General features: G+C 56.3%; 13 protein-coding genes and 2 pseudogenes. 10 read left to right on the forward strand and 5 right to left on the reverse strand.

The annotated features are described in order from the left end of the window. Positions 1–58 precede the first annotated feature (58 nt). From K7W42_RS12770 to K7W42_RS12780, 3 genes and pseudogenes are all read left to right on the forward strand, one after another. The gene (locus K7W42_RS12770) at positions 59–7,792 is read left to right on the forward strand and encodes a polymorphic toxin-type HINT domain-containing protein (protein ID WP_224575113.1); all 7,734 of its coding nucleotides are present in this window, start codon (positions 59–61) and stop codon (positions 7,790–7,792) included. A gap of 14 nt (positions 7,793–7,806) precedes the next feature. Beyond that, positions 7,807–8,268: a hypothetical protein gene (locus K7W42_RS12775; protein ID WP_224575115.1), complete on the forward strand. Its 462-nt coding sequence runs from the start codon at positions 7,807–7,809 to the stop codon at positions 8,266–8,268. A 184-nt stretch (positions 8,269–8,452) separates the two neighbouring features. Beyond that, positions 8,453–9,469, forward strand: a pseudogene (locus tag K7W42_RS12780) (IS3 family transposase). 145 nt (positions 9,470–9,614) lie between these two features. Here K7W42_RS12780 and K7W42_RS12785 read toward each other — a convergent pair. The 3 genes from K7W42_RS12785 to K7W42_RS12795 all read right to left on the reverse strand — a co-directional run bounded on the left by K7W42_RS12785 (position 9,615) and on the right by K7W42_RS12795 (position 12,171). Next, entirely contained in the window at positions 9,615–10,550 is a 936-nt protein-coding gene (locus tag K7W42_RS12785; protein WP_224575117.1) for a tyrosine-type recombinase/integrase, read from the reverse strand. Continuing rightward, the gene (locus K7W42_RS12790; RefSeq protein WP_224575119.1) at positions 10,547–11,338 is read right to left on the reverse strand and encodes a hypothetical protein; all 792 of its coding nucleotides are present in this window, start codon (positions 11,336–11,338) and stop codon (positions 10,547–10,549) included. Before K7W42_RS12790 ends, K7W42_RS12785 begins: the two co-directional genes overlap by 4 nt. 233 nt (positions 11,339–11,571) lie before the next feature. Continuing rightward, positions 11,572–12,171, reverse strand: coding sequence for a HEAT repeat domain-containing protein (locus tag K7W42_RS12795; protein ID WP_224575120.1), 600 nt, complete (start codon positions 12,169–12,171; stop codon positions 11,572–11,574). Positions 12,172–12,502: 331 nt separating this feature from the next. Here K7W42_RS12795 and K7W42_RS12800 point away from each other — a divergent pair, with 331 nt between their 5' ends. The 7 genes and pseudogenes from K7W42_RS12800 (at position 12,503) to K7W42_RS12830 (ending at position 16,155) form a co-directional block, all read left to right on the forward strand. Then, positions 12,503–13,042: a hypothetical protein gene (locus K7W42_RS12800; RefSeq protein ID WP_224575122.1), complete on the forward strand. Its 540-nt coding sequence runs from the start codon at positions 12,503–12,505 to the stop codon at positions 13,040–13,042. Continuing rightward, a complete protein-coding gene (locus K7W42_RS12805) occupies positions 13,039–13,671 on the forward strand; it encodes a hypothetical protein (RefSeq protein ID WP_224575124.1) in 633 nt (210 codons plus the stop codon). The genes K7W42_RS12800 and K7W42_RS12805 overlap by 4 nt, the downstream gene beginning before the upstream one ends. Further along, positions 13,668–14,048: a hypothetical protein gene (locus tag K7W42_RS12810; protein ID WP_224575126.1), complete on the forward strand. Its 381-nt coding sequence runs from the start codon at positions 13,668–13,670 to the stop codon at positions 14,046–14,048. Before K7W42_RS12805 ends, K7W42_RS12810 begins: the two co-directional genes overlap by 4 nt. A gap of 157 nt (positions 14,049–14,205) precedes the next feature. Beyond that, the gene (locus K7W42_RS12815) at positions 14,206–14,790 is read left to right on the forward strand and encodes a nucleotide-binding protein (protein WP_224575127.1); all 585 of its coding nucleotides are present in this window, start codon (positions 14,206–14,208) and stop codon (positions 14,788–14,790) included. Further along, on the forward strand, positions 14,787–15,029 hold the full coding sequence (locus K7W42_RS12820; protein WP_224575129.1) for a hypothetical protein: 243 nt from the start codon (positions 14,787–14,789) through the stop codon (positions 15,027–15,029). The genes K7W42_RS12815 and K7W42_RS12820 overlap by 4 nt, the downstream gene beginning before the upstream one ends. A 91-nt stretch (positions 15,030–15,120) precedes the next feature. Further along, positions 15,121–15,432: an HNH endonuclease gene (locus tag K7W42_RS12825; protein WP_224575130.1), complete on the forward strand. Its 312-nt coding sequence runs from the start codon at positions 15,121–15,123 to the stop codon at positions 15,430–15,432. A gap of 43 nt (positions 15,433–15,475) precedes the next feature. Beyond that, positions 15,476–16,155, forward strand: a pseudogene (locus K7W42_RS12830) (DDE-type integrase/transposase/recombinase). A 207-nt stretch (positions 16,156–16,362) separates the two neighbouring features. Here K7W42_RS12830 and K7W42_RS12840 read toward each other — a convergent pair. Both K7W42_RS12840 and K7W42_RS12845 read right to left on the reverse strand, forming a co-directional pair. Beyond that, a complete protein-coding gene (locus K7W42_RS12840; protein ID WP_224575134.1) occupies positions 16,363–17,067 on the reverse strand; it encodes a phospholipase D-like domain-containing protein in 705 nt (234 codons plus the stop codon). An 86-nt stretch (positions 17,068–17,153) separates the two neighbouring features. Then, on the reverse strand, positions 17,154–19,067 hold the full coding sequence (locus K7W42_RS12845) for a DUF8724 domain-containing protein (RefSeq protein ID WP_224575135.1): 1,914 nt from the start codon (positions 19,065–19,067) through the stop codon (positions 17,154–17,156). Positions 19,068–19,088 lie beyond the last annotated feature (21 nt).

The raw sequence follows: 19,088 nt of genomic DNA on the forward strand, positions 1-19,088 counted from the left end.
CAGGACGCCGGGCAGATGAGGCAACAACGGCCTCACATTTGTGATACGGGTGAGAAGTATGACGATACGAACACGACGATCTCATGCTCCACCCTCGACTCCCCGCCGCTACGGCGGGGCGCTGCTCGCGCTGCTCTTCCTGACGACGACCCATCTGCCGGGCGTGGTGGCCTTGGCCGCACCCCAGATCTTTGCGCGGGTTGGGCCAGGCGTGAGCGGTCTGCCCGCCAGCTTTGCGGCGTTCACCGATCCCTCCTTTGGCGAGCTGAGTGACGCCATCAACGTGGCCTCGGGCAATGCCTATGTCCAAACGGCGAATCTCAACTGGAATAACCTGCTGTCCCCAGGAACCAGTGTCAGTACGGGCGGGACAGGAGGCTCCAATGGTGGTGGCACAACGACCCCGCCCGCCACCCCACCGCCGCCGCCAACGCCCTGTAAACCGGGGAAGCCTTGCATCGACCCGGTCGGACCACAGCCAGCGTCGACGTCTGCCTCGCAGGCCAGCACAGCGAGTACGAGCAACACGAACACGACGCCAATCAAAACGCAGACCACGGGGCTCTTGCGCCTTTTTGGCTTCAAGACAGCGCCAGGCTCACCGACGCTCAATGAATATGCCCTGGGATTGGGCGATGGTGGCCAGCAACTCTTCCGACCAGCAACCGCAGCAGAGGTCAGTGCTGGACCAAGCTGGGTGAAGGAGCGGTATGCCAACAAATCTGGCGTGGTGTTCTTTATCAGCAAACCACAGAACGGGGTTCAAACAGATGAAACCTGGCTGCTGGGGTACACCCTGAGTAGTGGCCGGATCATTGCGCACTACTACGACCACCAGGGCACGCGCACGACCTTCTACGACGATGGTGAGTTTGCTGATTACACCCAGACGCCACATGAGCAGTACCGGGGCGCCAAGGACAAGACCGATCCCGATGGCCTCGCCACCTCAACGCCCAAAACTGAATTTACGTACACTGGGCCTGGAAACGGGCATCTGCGCAGAGTGAAGGACAGCTGGGGCCGCGTCACGACTTACCAGTGGGACGAGAGCGCCGGCGTGATTAAAGCCGTCAACATGCTCCTCCGGGACGAGAACGACGACACTAAATGGGCCCGCCGCACCGAGTATGACTATGGCACTGAGGGCAATCAGCGCGTGGTGACGAGCGTGACGTACCGGACCAGTGATGGTCGGGGCGGCACACTCTCTCGGGAGTTCAAACTGGCCTATCAGACTGGAGCCAACAGTGAAGTGCTGCTGACCAGCATCAAGCGTCCTGTGTTGGGAAGCCAATCCAGTAAAACCACCACGTACTTCTACGACACTCAGAACCGAGTGATTAAGACGACGGTCCTTGGTGAGCCCGATCTCACCTTGACCTATGGCCAGTCACCAGCCGAGCCGCAGGGCGCGGGGGGCCTCATGGTGACCCAGACCCAGCAGGACAAGATCACGGTCTATCACTTCTCACCAGAGGGCTGGCTGCGCCGGTACAGCGTGCGGGATCTGAACCCGGTGAGTGCAGAAGACAGGGATTCGACTAAAGGGACAGGCCTCACCACGGTCTCGACGTATGACGCCAATGGTCGTGTGACCGCGCAAACACTTCCTGGGGGAAAGCAAGTCCGGAACACTTATGACCGTCACGGGAATTTGGCAACGACGGCGGAATACCGGGCCGCAACGGACACGACTCCCGAACGGCAGACCACGTATGTGTACGACGATGACAATCAGGTCAAGAGCGTAACGCAGGAAGCGACGGCCAGTGGGAGTCAAGGACGCTTCAATGACCAACTGGCGTCGGATGCCACATACAGCTACGAAGCTGTACAAAAGGCCTACACATATGTCTCTCACGCATCGGTGCCGATCGACAATCAACGGTTTGTCGCCAATCAGTTGATCGGAGAGGCTCTCTCCGTCGGAACGGTACTCAAGCACACCACCCATACGGCGCTCGACATTCGCGGGCGAGTGACCGATGTGCAGTTATACCTCGGTGGCCAGAACACGCCGTACACCAATACAAGTTATAGCTATCCAACGGAAGGAACGACGCAGTGGTTGGTTTATCCCAGTGCCATGACGGTGGTGGGTCATGACAAGGGTCAGTCCATTCGCCAGTACGCTGACCAACCGTCTGTCAAAAATGACAATGGGCTTAGCACCGATTATTTCTACGATGAATATGGAAATGTTGTTCGAGAGTATATCAGTCAATCTCACGTCTATAAATGGGATGGGACAACCGCACGCATTGCTCAGCGGCATCATTGGTGGGCCTATAACGGCTTTGGACAGCCCGTATGGGACAGTTTATGGGAATACCATCCCGAAACTGGATTATGGCCTCAATTGATTAGTCGGCAATGGCTTTATCACAGCAGTGGTGAACTGAATGTACTTTGGGATGGTACACCGAAGCATGTCACGAAGTACGGCTACTTCGAAAGTGGAAACAATCTAGGTCGAGTAAAGAGCATTTCCGAAGGAATGGGAGATGACAGCGCTTCTGATGTTGCCACATCACATAAGATGACAATCTTTGACTATGATGTTTATGGTCGTCCGAACAGAGTTAAGGTAGATGGCTTTGAAACCAAAACAACCTATGACACATTGGATCGCCCTGTAGAAGTCAATCAACCCGATTATACGACTACAATCACGCGTTATGATTTGAATGGCCAACCGTGGATTGTTACAACACGTAGCAATGATGGGTATTCCTTTATGTTTACACATAATACCGATTCGTTCGGGAGGGAATATTTGACGGAAACGCCGACGGGAAATATCCGGACCTACTATGACGCGTTTGACCGGCCCGTGAAAATTACGGATGACCGTTTGACCATGAATGCGGCTGGAGCGGACCGGAGCACGTACTTCAAGTATGATAGTGCGGGCAATCTCATTAAAAAACTCAGTCCTGTGCTCAGCAGTGCCTCTTCTCAAACACCTCTGGCTTATAAGGATGCTCGCCGGCCCTATGAAAGCTACGAGTACGATCTGCTGGACCGTCAAACAGGTAAAGGCATTATGGTGAGCGGGGCCGCTATTAATCCTACCGATTTTGTAGCGCCGACCAGCGCTACGCTGGCCTGGACTCGCACAAGCTACGACGTATTCGACCGACCTTCTACTGTCACCGATCCAGATGGCTACGAAACCTTACTAACGTACGACAACAGTGGAAATGTCGTGACGACTGAACGCGAGGTCTGGAAAAAAACCGAAGCAGAATACGACACGGTCAAGAATTTTGACCGGATTACGACTCGCACGGCCTATGACGCCCTTAGTCGTCCTGTCCAGACTGTCGATGGGCGCGGCAACAGTAAGAAAGCGCAGTACACCTTCTTTGGGCCAACTGCTGAGATCAATGAACGCGGGATCACGACCAAGCAGTACACCTATACCCCTGACGGTCTCTTGCAGGCCACGCTTGAACCGGATCCCCAGTCGGATAGTGGCATGGTGACCACCGAATACCGGGAGTACACCACACGGCAATTCCCTGCGAAGATCTACCGCGCGCTGATGACCACTGAAGCTGCCCCCAATACGGGTGCACTGACCAGCTATGAATATGATTTCGCTGGTCGACCCACTCAAACCATCCTACCTGCAACTTCAAACGTGCCTTCAGCCACCATTACCCAGACTTACCATTCAAATGGTCAGGTCAAGGCCATGACGGACGCCAACGGCTTCCCAACCACCATGGAATATGACTGGGCCGGCCGGCTAATCGCCAAGCATGAGAAGGCCCGCGAGGGGAGTCCTACAGACAGTGCTGCTGGCCTAGGGAATGGGCTTCATTCCACGTATAACTACGATGCGAGTGGCAATCTCACCAAGAAAACTGAGCGTGGGCTCATCACCGAGTACAAGTCCAACAGTCTGGGCAAGGTCATCAGTGAAAGTCATCCCCGAGTGGGCGAAAGCACGGCAACCAACTGGAAGCTGACCACTTACCGACTGGATGGACTGCCCACTGCTAAAACAAGTTTTTCGTACCAGGGCAATCTGGCTGCAACGCCAGACATCCTGACAAGAACTGATAGTCGCATTACACATACTACGGGCAATATGAATCTTGTTGAGTACTCTCTTCGAGGTCTGCGAGTTAGTGAGACTTCTTGGGGAACGAATCATGCTCGGGAATATCTCCGAACTGAATTTGTCAATGGATTAGGTCAGCGGTATTTGCAGAAATTTATTGGTGATACGGGAATCTATGCTGAGCAGAAGAGTGATGAGGCGACATTATTAGGCCATGCCAATAGCGTCAGCTTCTGGCGGTTCGACGAAAACAGTAATCTCCTTGAGAAGTGGGACACGCCCATGAACGGAGATTCAGGCTCCGTTCGGGATGCCACGGATAAACAGAATTGGTTCATCTATGTCTACAGTCCCAGCAATAAAGAAACTAAGCAGACCCGATCGATTCGCATCCGCGCCAAGAGCGGTGTGCCAAGCAATGTTCTGACAACCACGTATGGTGGAGCGGAAGGGATTTATCTGGCAGCCAGCGGGTCTATCACAACGACCAGTTATACCAGGCGGGATCAGATAGAAAAGAGCACGACAGAAGGAAAAGCACTTCCATCTATCTCCTTTTATGGTCGACAGGATCGCTTAAGTGATACAGGTCCAAGCCGTCATCAGCGATATAGCTACTATCTAGATGGTCGTGTACAGACCGTCTGGACGGGAAATGGATATACAGATCAAGCCAGAAAGACGATAGACAGTTACGATCAGCGAGGTCGCGAAACAAGCGTTTCGGATGAGAATAAGGGTCAGAATCTATCGGCCAATGGACAGGTTTCGACTGTTTACACAGCCGATGGTGAAACGAAGTCCAGTGTGACCCAAGACGGCGTCCTGGTTTACGAAAGTACAGTTCGTCCTTCGGTGGGCGGCCTCATTGGCTACGAGAAGACAAAGCAGCGCCGAAAAGAAGAGCCAATGTACGCTGGAGCACCCGATAGATTTTATTATTGGAACAGCGAGACGAAGATAGGATACGGGGGGAATAACACCAATGGGACGGCTCGTCCGAGTGATGCCGTCGCTGAAGAGAATAATATATCGAGGGCAAGCGAGAGCAAAGATAAGGATTACTATACTAGAGACGCAATTAAAGAGTATAACTCGTACGGCCTCCTTGCGAGCACCACTATTAAAAATGTATGGAAACACTGTAGGTTTAAAGATGGTTCTGGTAATTGTACTGATTATGTTAATGGTGACGAGCCAAGAGAAATTAAATTAGGAAATGAATACACACTAGGTGATGGTTTCCTTTTTAGAGAAGGGAAGGCGGGTTCCAGAGAAGATTATGTTGCATCCAATGAGTATACGCTAGATTCAGTTGGCAACAGGCTTGCTTATGGCGGGTATAAGAAGCGTTATAATCCTCAGGGTCAAGTCGCTTCTTACAATTTGAAAAGTAATTCGACAATAGGCCAATTTGGAAATATGGATGATGGATCAAGATATAATGATTTCAGATATGATCCATATGGTGATTTAGCACTTACGAGTACGGGTCAAATTAGTGAAATGGGGGATCGGGAATACGGTATGTGGCTAAAAGAGTACGCCATTTTCCGTGATTTCACTGATATTATTAAAGTGGGTGGCGCTGTCCAAACGATGAACCGTTGGGCTGGCTCATATATGCAGGATTGTGACAAAGGTCCAAACGATTGTAAAATCTTTGACTACTATTTCAATAGCGTTCTTCAATACCGCGATGCGACATATTCACTATTTGACAGCTTTGATGATGGCGTCGCTTGGAATGGTACACAGATCTTTGCGATTGTTCGCTCGGTCAACTCATTAGACGCACCTCTTAAATCTCTGAGCAATACTCTCAAGATTAATCCATTGGATATCACTGCTCCGACGCTGCCCAAACTCGTTGACCCGACTAAAATTAGCCCAGGTGTCAGTGGAAAAAGCACAGCAGATGAGGTACGGCCTGTAGAAAAGGCGAAAACTGTTGTCGATCAAAGTCCGAAGCAACTGGTGCAGGTGGGCGAGCCAACGGTAGGACCAGTCGTGGAGAAGACAGAGGAAACGGTCCTGATGCAAGAGGTGCCGCCCAGCTTTGATGATGGTCAGGGTTTTGCTATGCCACTGTATGCCAATAGTCTCATTGAGGTACTGGCATCCAACGAGGATTTGAGGAGTCAATATAGAAATTGGTTGGATCAAGTCACCACGGTAGACGATTACAGCTTAAAACAAATCTTGGACGCCGAGAAAACACTTGGCGACGCAGATCGAGCAGCTCATGAGGTCGCCGTCGCAACGCTCGATTTAGCGCGGAAGAATGGTTTGGGTGCACGAGCGTTACAGAATCTTGAGGACATCTTTAAATCGACCAGCAGCTTAAGTCCTATTGAAAGGCTAAACAAAAATGCCATTGTCTCACTCTCCGTCTTTGCGGGATCTAAGGGCGTCGGTAACGAATACTTAGGCCAGTACTTGGAGAAGGTGGGAGACGCTGCACGAAAGGCAAATGCTTCGAAAAGTCCCGCCAGTCTTGGTGCAAATATGGATGCTTTCCTCAATGCTGTTGACTCGACAGTACCGGGCTGGGGTCCCGTGATTCAAAATGGTCAGATAGGGTCCGAGTTAGGCAAGAAGAGAGGTGCAGGACCATTCCAGTTTTCCGATGGGATTTTTGCGCTGCTGAGCGTAGAAATGGTCCAGATGAACAAGGTGTATAGCGGTGAAATTCTTGACGGGCTGGTCATTGCCGGCATCTCTGTCGGGGGCCGGGCAGCCGCTTCAAGTATCCGGGGTAGGTCAGCAGCGAAGGCTAAATACTACGGGCCATCAACACCGAATGGGACGCGTCTGGGATGTGGTAGGAACTCGTTTAGTCCGTTAACGCCAGTACAAACACTCACGGGTCTGGTAGCGATTTCGGCGTTGACGATTGGCACGCCAGTCTTGGCGTTCAATGAGCAGACCGGGGAGAATGGGTACTACCCGATCACCGCCGTCCACAAGAATGTTGATCCAGCGATTACCTATCTGACGCTAACGGACCCAGATCAGCGACACAAACTGGAATTTATCGAGACGACGCCGGAGCATCCCTTCTACGTCACGGAGCGCTCGGATACTCAGCCTCGGCCCAAGCCGGAAGGGCATAGAGAACTCAGTGACAAATGGGTGGGTGCAGGCCACCTCAAGATTGGCGACAAGATCAAGCAGGCCGACGGTACGCTTGGCTTGGTCGCCAACGTCATCAACGTTCAGAAAACCCAGGAGATGTTCAACCTCACCGTAGACGAGGCGCACACCTACTATGTCGGCCAGGACGGCTGGTTAGTTCATAACGAAGGTAATGGACTTACCAACATTCCCCAAGGGACCAAAATCTATAAATACGTTAATGAAATTGATTATGAAAGATATATGAGAACTGGAATGATTACAGCGTCTGACGGACGGGTGTTTCTAACACTTGATCAAGTGCCTGAAAGATTCGCAAATCAACTTCTTTTTGCTGGTAGTCGTCAAGATACTTATGCAGGAAAAGGTAGTCATGTTATCATTATGCAGGTGACAAACCCAGAAGGCATTTGGGTTGATCCGTCCAAAGCCACTCAATTCAATGAGATTATTCATATGAATACATTGAGATTTGGCCGAGGGGGAGTTCAAGTCGTTGGTGGTGGAGTTAATACATTTGATAACTATGTTGACGGGACGATGGATCTACTCGAAAAAATAACCTGCCCCACAAGGTAATGCATAGGAGTTAAATGTCTAAACATGATCTCTCTTTAAAATTAATAGGTGGGTCTGATGATATTGAGCTTTTTGCGGCACATGAGACTATATTACGCGCTCTGATAATAACTAAATTGTGTGATTTACCTGAGTCAGATAGAGTTATTGATAGTTCTATTATAAAAAGTATTGCCGATTCTCTTACTCGGGACATGGATAATCTTGGAGCCAAGATAGGGATACGCCCCAATGGTTCTCAAAAAAAGTTTCTTACTGTTTCAGGCTGTACTGATAGATCCTATGTTGCGCTTCTTAATAGAGTTTGCTGTGGAAGTCAAAGTCGCATCAGAGAATATCTGAATTCATCTCACGATGACCAAGCGGTAGAATACATAAACTATCTATTCTCTCCCTTCATTATCGACAGTATACTAGCTCTGAAATTTAAAAGTGATGTCGCTAACTTGAGTCAATCCATGAATGAGCCTTCTTAGATAAGAAGAGGGTCGCCAAGCCGACTCATTACGCTTGCAGCAACTGAGCCCCAACTGCCAGCCGCTCCACCTTCCCTTCTGGGACGTGGGGCGGCTCACTGTGACCTGCGCCCCGCAATCGGATCCACCTGAAATCGGAGGAATTTGGCACACTCAGGGAACAACGTTCTCCAGGAGAGTCACCATGGGAGGAGCACGGCAGACCGAAGAGCAGATTGCCTTAGCCCTGCGGCAGGTCGAGACCGGCACCTCGGTCGGAGAAGTCTGCTGGAAGATGGGCATCATCGAGTCGACCTTCTACATCTGGCAGAAAAAGTATGGCGGGCTGGGGGTCGCCGAGTTGCAGCGGCTTCGTCAGCTGGAGGAGAACCGCAAACTCAAGCAACTCATGGCGGATCTGAGCCTGGACAAGGCGATGCTACAGGAGGTCATCTCAAAAAAGCTGTGAACCCCCGCCAGCGGCGAGCATGTCGCGGTCTCCAGCTGGCGCGCTCTACGTACTGGTACGTCTTCAGGAAACGGGTGGACGAGCCGGCCATCATCCAGCGCATGACCGAGATTGCGGGCGGGCGTGTGCGCTCTGGATGCCGACGCATCCACGTCCTGATGGCTCGGGAGGGCTGGCGCATCAACCACAAACGGCCCCCTCGGCTGTACACCCAGACCAGGCTCAATCTCAGGATGAAGCGACCGCAACGACACATCAGCGCGGCACGATCCAATGAGGTATGGGCCATGTACCCAGCTCTACGACGGCCGGCGGCTGCGGGCCTTGACGGTGGTCGATGTCTTCCCCTGGGAATGCCTGGCCATACTGGTCAATCAAAGTCTGAAAGGGACTGACGTCGTGGCCACCATGCGGCAGATCAGCGAAAGCAGAGGGAGTCATCAGCGGATTCAAGTCGACAATGGCAGTGAGTTCATCAGCAAGGTGGTCAATCTATAGGCCTACCAGTATGGCGTATCGCTGGATTTTTCCCGTCCAGGAAAGCCCATAGACGATCCGTTCATCGGATCGTTCCACGGCAGTTTCCGGGACGGATGCCTGAACACCCACTGGTTCTTGACGCTTGAGGATGCCCGCCGGAAGGTCGAAGAGTACAATGCGTTCAGGCCGCATTCCGCACTGAAAAACCTCGCGCCCAGCGCGTTCGCAGCGCAGTTCGCCTCGCTCCACGTCCAGCCGGAGATTCCGATTTGACCTGGACCCGTTATTGGGGGCAGCTCAGATGCGGCTCGATTTGCAATCAGACTGGCACCGGAAACAGAGGCAAGGTCACCGTACCTTTGCGCGGCCCGGCTGTAAGTCAGTGGCTTCCTCATCCGTAACGTTTGCACTTGCTGCCTTATAACTCAAGCAGGTGCTTCCTCAAGCGGTCGTCTGCCCATTTGCCATAGGTGCGTGCCGTTTGAACGTCGCTGTGCCCCAAATGCTCTGCGACATCTTGAAGTTGAAATCCTGCTCGCACCAGCTGTGTGCCTGCCGTGTGCCGGAGCGCGTGAAGACCCAGGTAAGGAATGCCTACTTGACGACACAGGGTTCGCAGGCGACTTCGCGCGGCCTCTGGCGTGCGGCCAATGACAAGCTCAATTGGATGCTGCTCCCTGAGCACCTGCAAATCCAAGATGAGCGAGGTCGGTAGCAACACCCGCCTGGTTTTCCCTCCTTTGCCGTTGACCACAGTCAAGGCGCCGCTGTCCAGATCGACATTGCTCCAGGTCAGGTTCGTGATCTCAGAAGCCCGCAGTCCGGCAATAGCCCCGAGCCGCAGGAGCACTCGCATCTCCAAGGAAGCGGCGGCGAGGAGCAGCTGCACATCCGCTTCCGGATAAGGCTGCCGCTTGTCCCAGGGGCGGCGTTTGTCTTTCTTCGGTCTGGTGTCGGTAAATGGGGTGTCTTTCGTGGCTTTGGCCCAGCGGAGGGCCGCGTACAGCGCCCGTGCGCCGGCTAAAAGAACGCCAACGCTAGACGGCGACTTTCCTGCTGCTTCTAGTGACCGCACCCACAGGTCAGTGTCTTCTGATGCCGGGTGCATCACCTTCACGGCATTGTCAGTGGCGTAACTCAACCAGGTCTTGGCCCCCAACCGGTATTTGCGCAGGGTCTCCGGGCTGACATGTCCATGTGTGCGGACATGGTGGGCTTCTAACAGCTCCAGCAAGGTGGCTGTGTCGCGTCCGGCGACAGCCGCAACTGCCCGGCGCCGGCGCTCCTCCAGGGGCAGCGCGGCCCAGGCCCGCAACGGCGCAAGTTGTCCGTGCCGGTACAGGTCGAGGGTCATCTCCCCTCCCTCATCTGGTCCCTGGATTCTTCGGCAAGATTTTTCTTGAGTGCCGCCACACGCTCCAGAAGATCGGCAATATCGGGCAAGCTGGCCAGGCTGGCACTGGCGAACAAGATGCCGAAGCTACCCAGGAGCAGGACGGCAACGGTGATTAAGAGGGTCTCAGCTGTGATGGGCAGTCCGACCAGCGGAATCTTCACCTCGTTGTCCTGCAAGTACTTGCCCGCACTGAATATCCCGAACATCAGGAACAGCGCACCCACGACGCCACCCGCTTTGTTCGGCCCCAGAATCACAGATATGCGGGAGGTCAGGCGCTGATCAGCGGCGCGGGCCGAGGCGGCCACATGAAGAAGGGCGGGCCGGGAGAACGCGTAGAGGGCCCGAATCAGTTCCGCTTCGCGCGCGGCCGAACTGTTGAGCAGCTGCGGGGTCTCCAGTCGTCTGTGCTTCCACTCTCTGAACAGACTGGACCCACCCAGCCAGGCGCTAATGACGACACAGACCAGCGCGAGGAGCGCAAAAGTGAGTGGAATCCACGGATTTGGAATGGGCAGTTGGGTCAGGGCGAGCCCAACGACGACGCCGCACCAATATCGGGTGGCCAGTTGTTCCTGCTGCTCACGTGGCGTCGGGGCGGTCCGGGGCCTGAGAGTCTGGCCCTCAAAGGGGATCAGCAGAGCGTGGATATTCGTCACTTCTTGTAAGACTTGACCCTCAGCTGTCTCTGCCGGGGTGGCGGGCGGGGTGTCAGCGGCCAGTGGTTCCGCTGTGGGATGACTCATGCCAGCTCCATAAATTCACTGTAGCCGACCCACCTTGCTGGTAATGTGTCTTACCAAAAGGATAGACAATGGAGCTCAGTGAGGTGAGGTCTCTAGTCCTGGGTTCAAGGATCTCCCATTCAACGCTATGTCCCTCGTTTTGAGCGGGCTTGCCTGAGCGGTTTGGAAACTGAGACAGCCGCCGGTCAAACACGGCAAGACAGGCGGAACTAACGGTGAGAGTGAAGTGCAGGCTACTGGTCAACACTGTTGGTGTCGTCCTGTAGTCTGCGGCGCACGGCCTGGAACGCCCGGTGCGCCGCGTCAGCCACCAGGAACCCCTCGTAGTCCTGACCCCTATCGTGCACGCTGACGTGTAGCAGTACAGGTAATGCGTTTTCCGTGCCCACCGTCGCGAGTGCATCTGCCGCCGACCAACGAACATCTGGATCCTCGTCACTTAGCAGCACCCGAGTGAGCAGTGCGCTCGACGCCTCTCCAGGGAGCTCCCTCAGCTTGTCGCAGACGGCGCAGCGCCACTCCTCACTCTGAGAGGTGAGGACCTCGGCCAGAAACGTCAGGCCACCCGGATGTGGGAGATGCGCGAGCAGACTGAAGGCCTGGCCAGCCAACCACTGGTCCTCTCTCTGTTGGTAGAGCGCACAGAAGAAGGCGTGCAGCTGGTCGGGGTCAAAGCGTTTAGCGTATTCAAGGGCTTCGCGCTGGACCGCGTCAAAGGCCTCTTCAGCTGCGCTATCGAAGGTGGATGGGTCGGCCTGCGGATTGAGTTCCAATTGAACCTGCAGGAAACAGAGCAACCGTTGGCGCGCGGCCTCATCAAAAGAGTGGGCCATGCACCAAGCTTAGCGTCCCTGGTAAACGGTGACAGAGGCGCAGGCGCAGCTGAGCTGTGTAAGTAGAGTTCCGAAGTGCGACCAGCATTTTGATCAGTAACCAACTGTCTATTTGGCATCCCAACGGGACCATAAGTGTCATTGAGCACAACTGGTCGTAAGAGAGGAAGTGCTGTGACGCAGCAAAAATCAGACCTAGAATTGTCTATAATTAAATAGATATCTATATAACTAGATAATTAGGTATTTTTCTGATCTGGAGGAGATTGATGTTACCCTTCTGTAACCTCTGGACGAGGGTGGCCTTCCAGAACCTCTCTGGCGGTCACTCTTGATCCGCCTCTCCATTCTGGAGTTTGTCCATCTCTTTCCTATCTCTCAAGGAGCTTCTGTGTCGACTCTGCCCCCCTCTTTGGACGCGTCCACGGTCTTGAATGATCTGAAGTACATTGTTCACTTTGCCGAACAGGGCACCGGCCTCCGTGTGATCAGCGCTGTCGTCGATTTGACAGCCGTGACCAGCCGGACCGGCGGAGGCGGCACGCCACCCATCGCCCTCCTGTCCAAAGACGGGATTGGTGGTGACATGACACGGGCCGATACCCAGCGCATCAGCTTTGCCCTGAAGCGCGCGGCCACACCTAGCTTCAGCCAGTTGCCTGGGCAACTGCGGGAAGCTGTCGAGATCGTCCGCACTGGTTTGGCCGCCCTGGCCACGTTGCGGGACGATTTTGATGCCACGGCCAAAATGGAGTTCAAGTTTGAACTGACGAGCGAAGGGAAGTTCAGCTTCTTCGTGCGCCTGGGCGCCAAGGCTGCCGACACCCATAGTCTGACTGTTGAAGTGGAGGCGGCCTCGGCCCGGACGTGACGTCTGGCGCTCAGCCGTTGGCGGCCGTCTTCGGCCTGGCCATTCCCCCACGGCATCCTCGGCTGGGCGCCCTTCGGGCGGCGGCTGACGCTTTGGCTGCGCTGCCCTTGACCGTCTCGGCGGCGCTGGCACCGGTCGGCGTCCGCACCGAACCCATGCGCTACGAGAATGGTCTGTTCGACTCTGCGAAAGTTGAGCTTGGCGTCCGCATTGCGGATGACGGGATCTTTCCTGGCCTGACACTCCTGCACGAGGTGGGCCACGCTCTGGACTATCTGGTGTTTGGTCAGGGTCAGGGCTACGCCAGCCTGACCCGGGCCGGCTCAGACTGGCAGACCTGGTATGCCGCCTGCTTGCGGTCGGACTCGGTTCGGCGCATCCGAAACCGACTCGCTGATCCTGATTTCGTGCAGGAGGCCAGCTTCGCCGCGTATCTGCTGGAACCCCCAGAACTGTTTGCCCGGTCGTTCGCCCAGTGGGTGGCCAGCCGGTCGCCGGTCGCCGCCATCCACGCCGATATCTCACAACTGGCACAAAGTGACCTGCCCCAGCAATGGCGGCCAGCCGACTTTGTTACGCTGGACGCCGCGCTGGTGACACTGTGTGGCGCAGCCGGAGGTGTGACGTGACGACCCTGACCAAAGAACAGGCCAAGGCCCAGCTGATCTCAGTCCTGACCAGGGATGGTGTAAAGGCTTCAGCGGCAGAAGTCGCGGCTGATGGCTTCCTGTTGGATCTTGAAGAGGGCAGGTCGCTGCACTTTCGAGATGTCGGTACGCTGCACATGCAAGAGGGGGCTGTCGTGGTGTCAGCTCAGCCGGCCGGCATGGAACTGGGTGTTGGCACCCGCCGCTACCAGAAGCAGTTGACACGCCCCCGTGTGCTTGAGCAGCCGCCAACCTTAAGTGATGAAGCGGCGACCCGCCATTTTGAACAGGGTGGCTACCCCCGCCGTGAAGCTGAGCGCGCGGTCCAGATTGGTCGGAGCCGACGCCGCGCTGGATAGCTCTGTTCATTGAAGGAGGCTGGTCGCAACCAGCCTCCTTCCGGTTGTTTGGCAAGCCGCATTCGACAATGCGGCTTGACCAGAAGCCTCCTTTCCAATAGGTAGATAAATAGGTATCTAGGTATTTAGATATGTGATTTGCTGCTAGACTGTGTGTGTGAAGACCATCGCCATTCTCTCGCTCAAAGGTGGGGTCGGCAAAACGACAACCAGCGTGTACCTCGCGGCTGTTGCCGCCTCGGCGGGCCATTCAGTGACGATCGTGGACGCCGACAGTGAACACAGTGCACACCGCTGGTCAAGCCATGCCGAACTTCCGTTTGAAGTGGTCGCTGGAGAACCAGACCGGCTGGCCCGTCAGGTCAAAGCTCCCCGGACAGCTGGTCATCTCGTGATTATTGACACGCCGCCCAACTCCCGCGAACTGCTGATGCGTGCAGCCAGTCTGGCGGATATCGCTCTGGTCCCAGTGGCGCCGACGGGTCTGGAGATTGACCGTCTGCGCCCAACACTGGAACTCTTGGCGGATATGCAGGCCCAGAGAGAAGAACTGGATGTGGCCATTCTGCTCACGCGGTACAACCCAAGACGCCGCCTGGCCAAAGAGGCGGAAGAGGCGCTGACAGGTCTTCCTGTGCTCAGCAGCCGTATCCGCGAACTGGAGTCCTATAAGGCGGCTTTCGGCGCCGGCCCTACGGATCTTGGTGAATATGCCGCTGTGTGGAATGAGGTGATGGCATGACGAAACGTCCTAAGCTCGGGGCCGTATTTTCAGGGGAAGCTACGGCGAAGGTAGTGGCCAACTCGGTACCGACAGCGAGAGCCGCAAACGCTGAGGAAGTGTCAGTCGAAAAGATTGTCCAGCTCAACGTGGCCGTGCCGGAATCTCTGCGCCGATTAGTGAAGATCAAGGCCCTTCAAAGTGGCCAAGATATGAATACAGTGGTGAAAGAACTCCTCACCGCTTGGGTCAAGGAATAGGTAGCTAGAAACCTATTGACATAGAGAGCTATTTTGGTCGAGGTGTGACGATGCAGAATCTGGTTGCAAATTTGCTGGTCAGAGAGCTCCAGTGAAGCGGCGCAAAAAGTACGTCCAGATCTGGGATAAGGCCACAGGCAAGAAGGTTCTCTTACACCGGAAAATTGCCGAGGAACGTCTGGGGAGACCTCTTTTACCGGGAGAAATTGTCCATCACCGAGACGGCGACAGCAGCAACAACGATCCAGAGAATTTGCTGGTTTTGCCCAGTCAGCGTTACCACGCCCATGTGGAGTATCACCTCCGGTGTGAGAAGCGGGGAATGCCCAACCTCTTTCCTGAATTTTTTAGAGGGATCAGGGAGCGTCAGCCAGGCTCCTTATTTGACAGCGTGCTCTGTTAGAGGCTGCGGTTCTGGCAACTTAACTCCATTAGGCTAATGAGTCGTGACTGATCGGAAACTGTACCGCCACGGTTGTGGCAAGTTGTTGGGGTATGGTGACGCGGTGTTGAGCGACCAGAAACTCCCCGGCTGAAGAACTGCTGCTGGAGCGGGGCATCTACGTGACCCGTGAATCTATCCGTACGTGGTGCATCAACTTCAGCGATCTCTTCGCTCAGAGCCTCCGCCACCGAGAACCACGTCGTGGTTCTCGGTAGCACCTCGATGAAATGTCGGCGGCGTCAAACACTGGCTCTGGCGGGCGGTCGACGAGCATGGCTTCGTGTTGGACGTCTTGCTGCCGCAACACCGAGACATGGAGGCCGCCAAATCGTTCTTCTCCTGGCTGTTGAGGAAGTACGACGTGTCGGAGGTCATCCATACTGACAAGCTCTGGAGTGATGGTGCAGTCTTTCAGAAAGTTCCCGTGCTCCACGCTGTGGAGCACGTCCAAGTCATCTCCTCCGCCCGACGCAACGATCTGATTGAGCAATCCCACCGTTCCACACGACGATAGGAACGTCAGAAGGTCACGACGACGAGCACAGGGCTTCCTCGGGCGTGCACGCTCGAGTCTCGAACCTTCACCACCCCCCTCGCTCCACTGTCCCCGCTCGCCATCTTCGCTGCCAGCAACAATCTGCGTTCAAGACGTGGCAGGAAGTGGTACAGCGCGTGGTCTGAACTTCAGACCACGCGCTGTACTAGAGCTTCCCGCTTTCTGACCACCAGCAACTTGCCACAACCCCAGCAGGAGTTCCTCGACGTCCCGATAACTCAGCGTGAAGCGGCGGTATAGCCAGACGGCGTACCCAATGACCTCAAGCGGGAAAGCGAGCAGGAGTGTATCCGTTACTACGAAATGGATGAGCCCCGATCACCTCAACAGGTTCAACCCATAGTGGAGAAGACGTGCTCAATCAGCGAACTTCCTTGCAGCGCATCGTAAACATCAGCGACCTGACGGGCCGCACTGGGACCCAGACGTACGCCGACTTCGAAGTTCATGCCCAAGCCGTGGCCGGTCATGTTAGCCGAGCCAAGCACCACCTGTGTCTGGTCAGCGACTGCGAGTTTGGCGTGCAGCAACCCGCCAGTATGGCGGGCACTGTAAACGCTTAGAGACGCGCCGAGGCGCTCGGCGGACTGGCGCAGGGGCTCCACGGCGCGGCTTTGCAGACTTGCAAGGTCGTGCAGGTCCTGGGCAATCAACGAGGTGCGCACACCACGCGCGAGCACGCGCAGCAACGCCTCGCTCACGACCGTGATGCCTGACAGCGTCAGGAACGGGGACATCAGACGCAGTTCCTTCTGAGCGGCGTCGATGGTCTGGGTGAGTCCATCAAGGTAAGGCGTGGGTGGGTGACTGCTCGGGATCGCAGCACTCAGAGCCGTATTCAGAGACTCCGGGAGGGTCCACAGCAGGCCGCTTCCCCTGTCTCCGGCGAGGTCTCCGAGCAGCGCCGCAAGTGGCCCGGGGCGTAGGAGGTCGCCTTCGCCGTCTAGAGCGCCGGCCGCTTTGAGGCGCTGCCACAGCGCCTCGCGACTGCCCTCGCCGAGCAGATCCTCCACCCAGGCGAGGTCGCGGTAGGTCATGGGCCGACCAGCTTGGGCCCACAAGGCCCGGGCTGCGCGGGTGAGCTGGTCATCCGTGAGAGTCAAGCTAGTGTTCACGCCCCACCTCAGCTTTCGTCTTCCGGGGTAAGCAGCGCGTCCTGCCAGTAGCCGTGCGTGATAGTCCTGGTGCCAAAATCCTGACCGTCAGGGAGTGGGCCGCCGTAGAGAGTGGCGCGGGAAAGCAAGCCGTTGAAATGCGTGCAGTTGAACTCGCGGTGCAGGCACCCGGCACAGGTGCCGCCATCGCGCGCGCAGAGCGGATCGTAGATGCAATCGCGGCCCTGCTGGGCGGCCTCGCGCAGCCATAGCGGCAGGCGCTGCTCGAAGAGAGTTAGGAGCCCGCCGATCTTGCTCTCAGTAAAGCGGTTGGCATACAGCACGAACGACAGGCTTTCAGGCAACAGGTACTCGCCGATGCTAGAGATCGCGTAGCCGCTCCACTCCATACGCTGAGCCATGACGTGACTGATTGTGTGGATCAACGTCTGTAAGGCCGCCGAGGCGGGGTGCAGGGTGCCGTCGTCGCGTCGAGGGGTCTTAAGAGCGCCTCGCCACAGCCATGCCCAGGCAGCGACCGCGTCGGTGGGCACCGCGCCGTGTATCAGGCGATTGTCAGTCATCCAGCGGGCGACGCGCAGTGGGTCGAGTTGGAACCACAGTGCCTCGGTCTCGGTGGGCAGTGCGAAGATCGGAGAGCGCGGGTCGTCGCTGCTCCGGTCGGCGGGAAAAGGGTTGAGCATGCTCGCTTTGGGCTTCTTTGTGACGCGGGTGTACCCAAAGGCGGCCTGGGCGATAGGGAAGTTCTCTACGGCCTCGGCGTGGGCGATGCCGAGTCGGGTCATGATATCCAGGGCGTCTTTCAGGAAGCGGTCAGCCTGCGCCGTCTGGCCGCGGCGACGCAACTGCGTAGCGACGGCCTCGGGGGTCGTCAGGGTAACGTTGTCGCGCAGGGTGACGTGCTCGATGAGCTTGCGTCCCGGCACGCCCCCGGTGAGCGCGCCGAGGTGGTGGTGCACAGTGTTGATGGCAGCATGCCCAGGGGGATTGGCTTTCTCCGCGTCGTGCCGGAGCACCTCGGGGTGGTTAGGATCAAGTGCGCGAAGCGCTTCGATGATGCGGTCGGCGGTGGAGCCAGCCTGCCCCTCCCACTCAGCGCGCTTCTGAGCGACGTCCAGCACGGGTTCCGCGAGGACACCCCAGGTGCGGGCAAGCAGCAGCGTCTCGGCGTCCTCAACTTGTGTGAGGCGCTGCTCGTGACCCTGCTGGAGGTTGATGAAGGTGGCGATGAGGGGGTTGTAGAGCCCAGGCTCAGCGACGGGGTACACACGCATCTTGCGGTCCGAGTCGGGCCGCCCAGCCGCAAGGGAAGCCTCGCTGTACTTACATGTACACGGTGTCTGGAAGAGGCCTTGCAAGGGCGTAGCGCACGCAGGGTTTAGGCACACCCAGCGGGCGAGCGGCGTGCGACCGGGGTCGTACAGGCGCATTTCCGTGCCGCCGCAACGTTTGCACTTGCGGCCCTTAGGCAGATAGAGCGTCTCCAGGCGCCCACAGTTGTGCGCCTGCACGTACCGGAGCTGCTTCATGGTCCCGTCGCAGCCCTTGCGCGGGCAGCGGCCGAGGTGGCTACCGCGCCGACGGGCCGTCTCGTAATCAGTCACGTACCCGCACTGCTGGCACTGGACGTTCTCCGGGAACGGCTCAAAATTCACCGTGCGCGGTGCCCCGAGGCGGAAGTGCCGACTGCGCCGCGCGGGGTCGCGTATGTCGGGGAAGTTCATGCGAAAGTTCTCCGGCCACTGCGCGGCCATCTCGGCGATCGTGTCGTACAGTGCCGTCTCATTTAGGCTGCCGCTGTCGAGCGGGTCGAGGTCGATGCTGGTGACCTTGCACAACCCAAAATCGTCGTGGTGGAAGATGCTCTCGGGCGTGTGCTGGAAGAGGATCTGCGTCTGGCCGCGGGTGAACGCTTTGGGCATGGGGAAGTCCTTTGAGCGGAG

The sequence above is a fragment of the Deinococcus betulae genome, from assembly GCF_020166395.1.
GTDB classification, from domain to species: Bacteria; Deinococcota; Deinococci; order Deinococcales; family Deinococcaceae; genus Deinococcus; species Deinococcus betulae.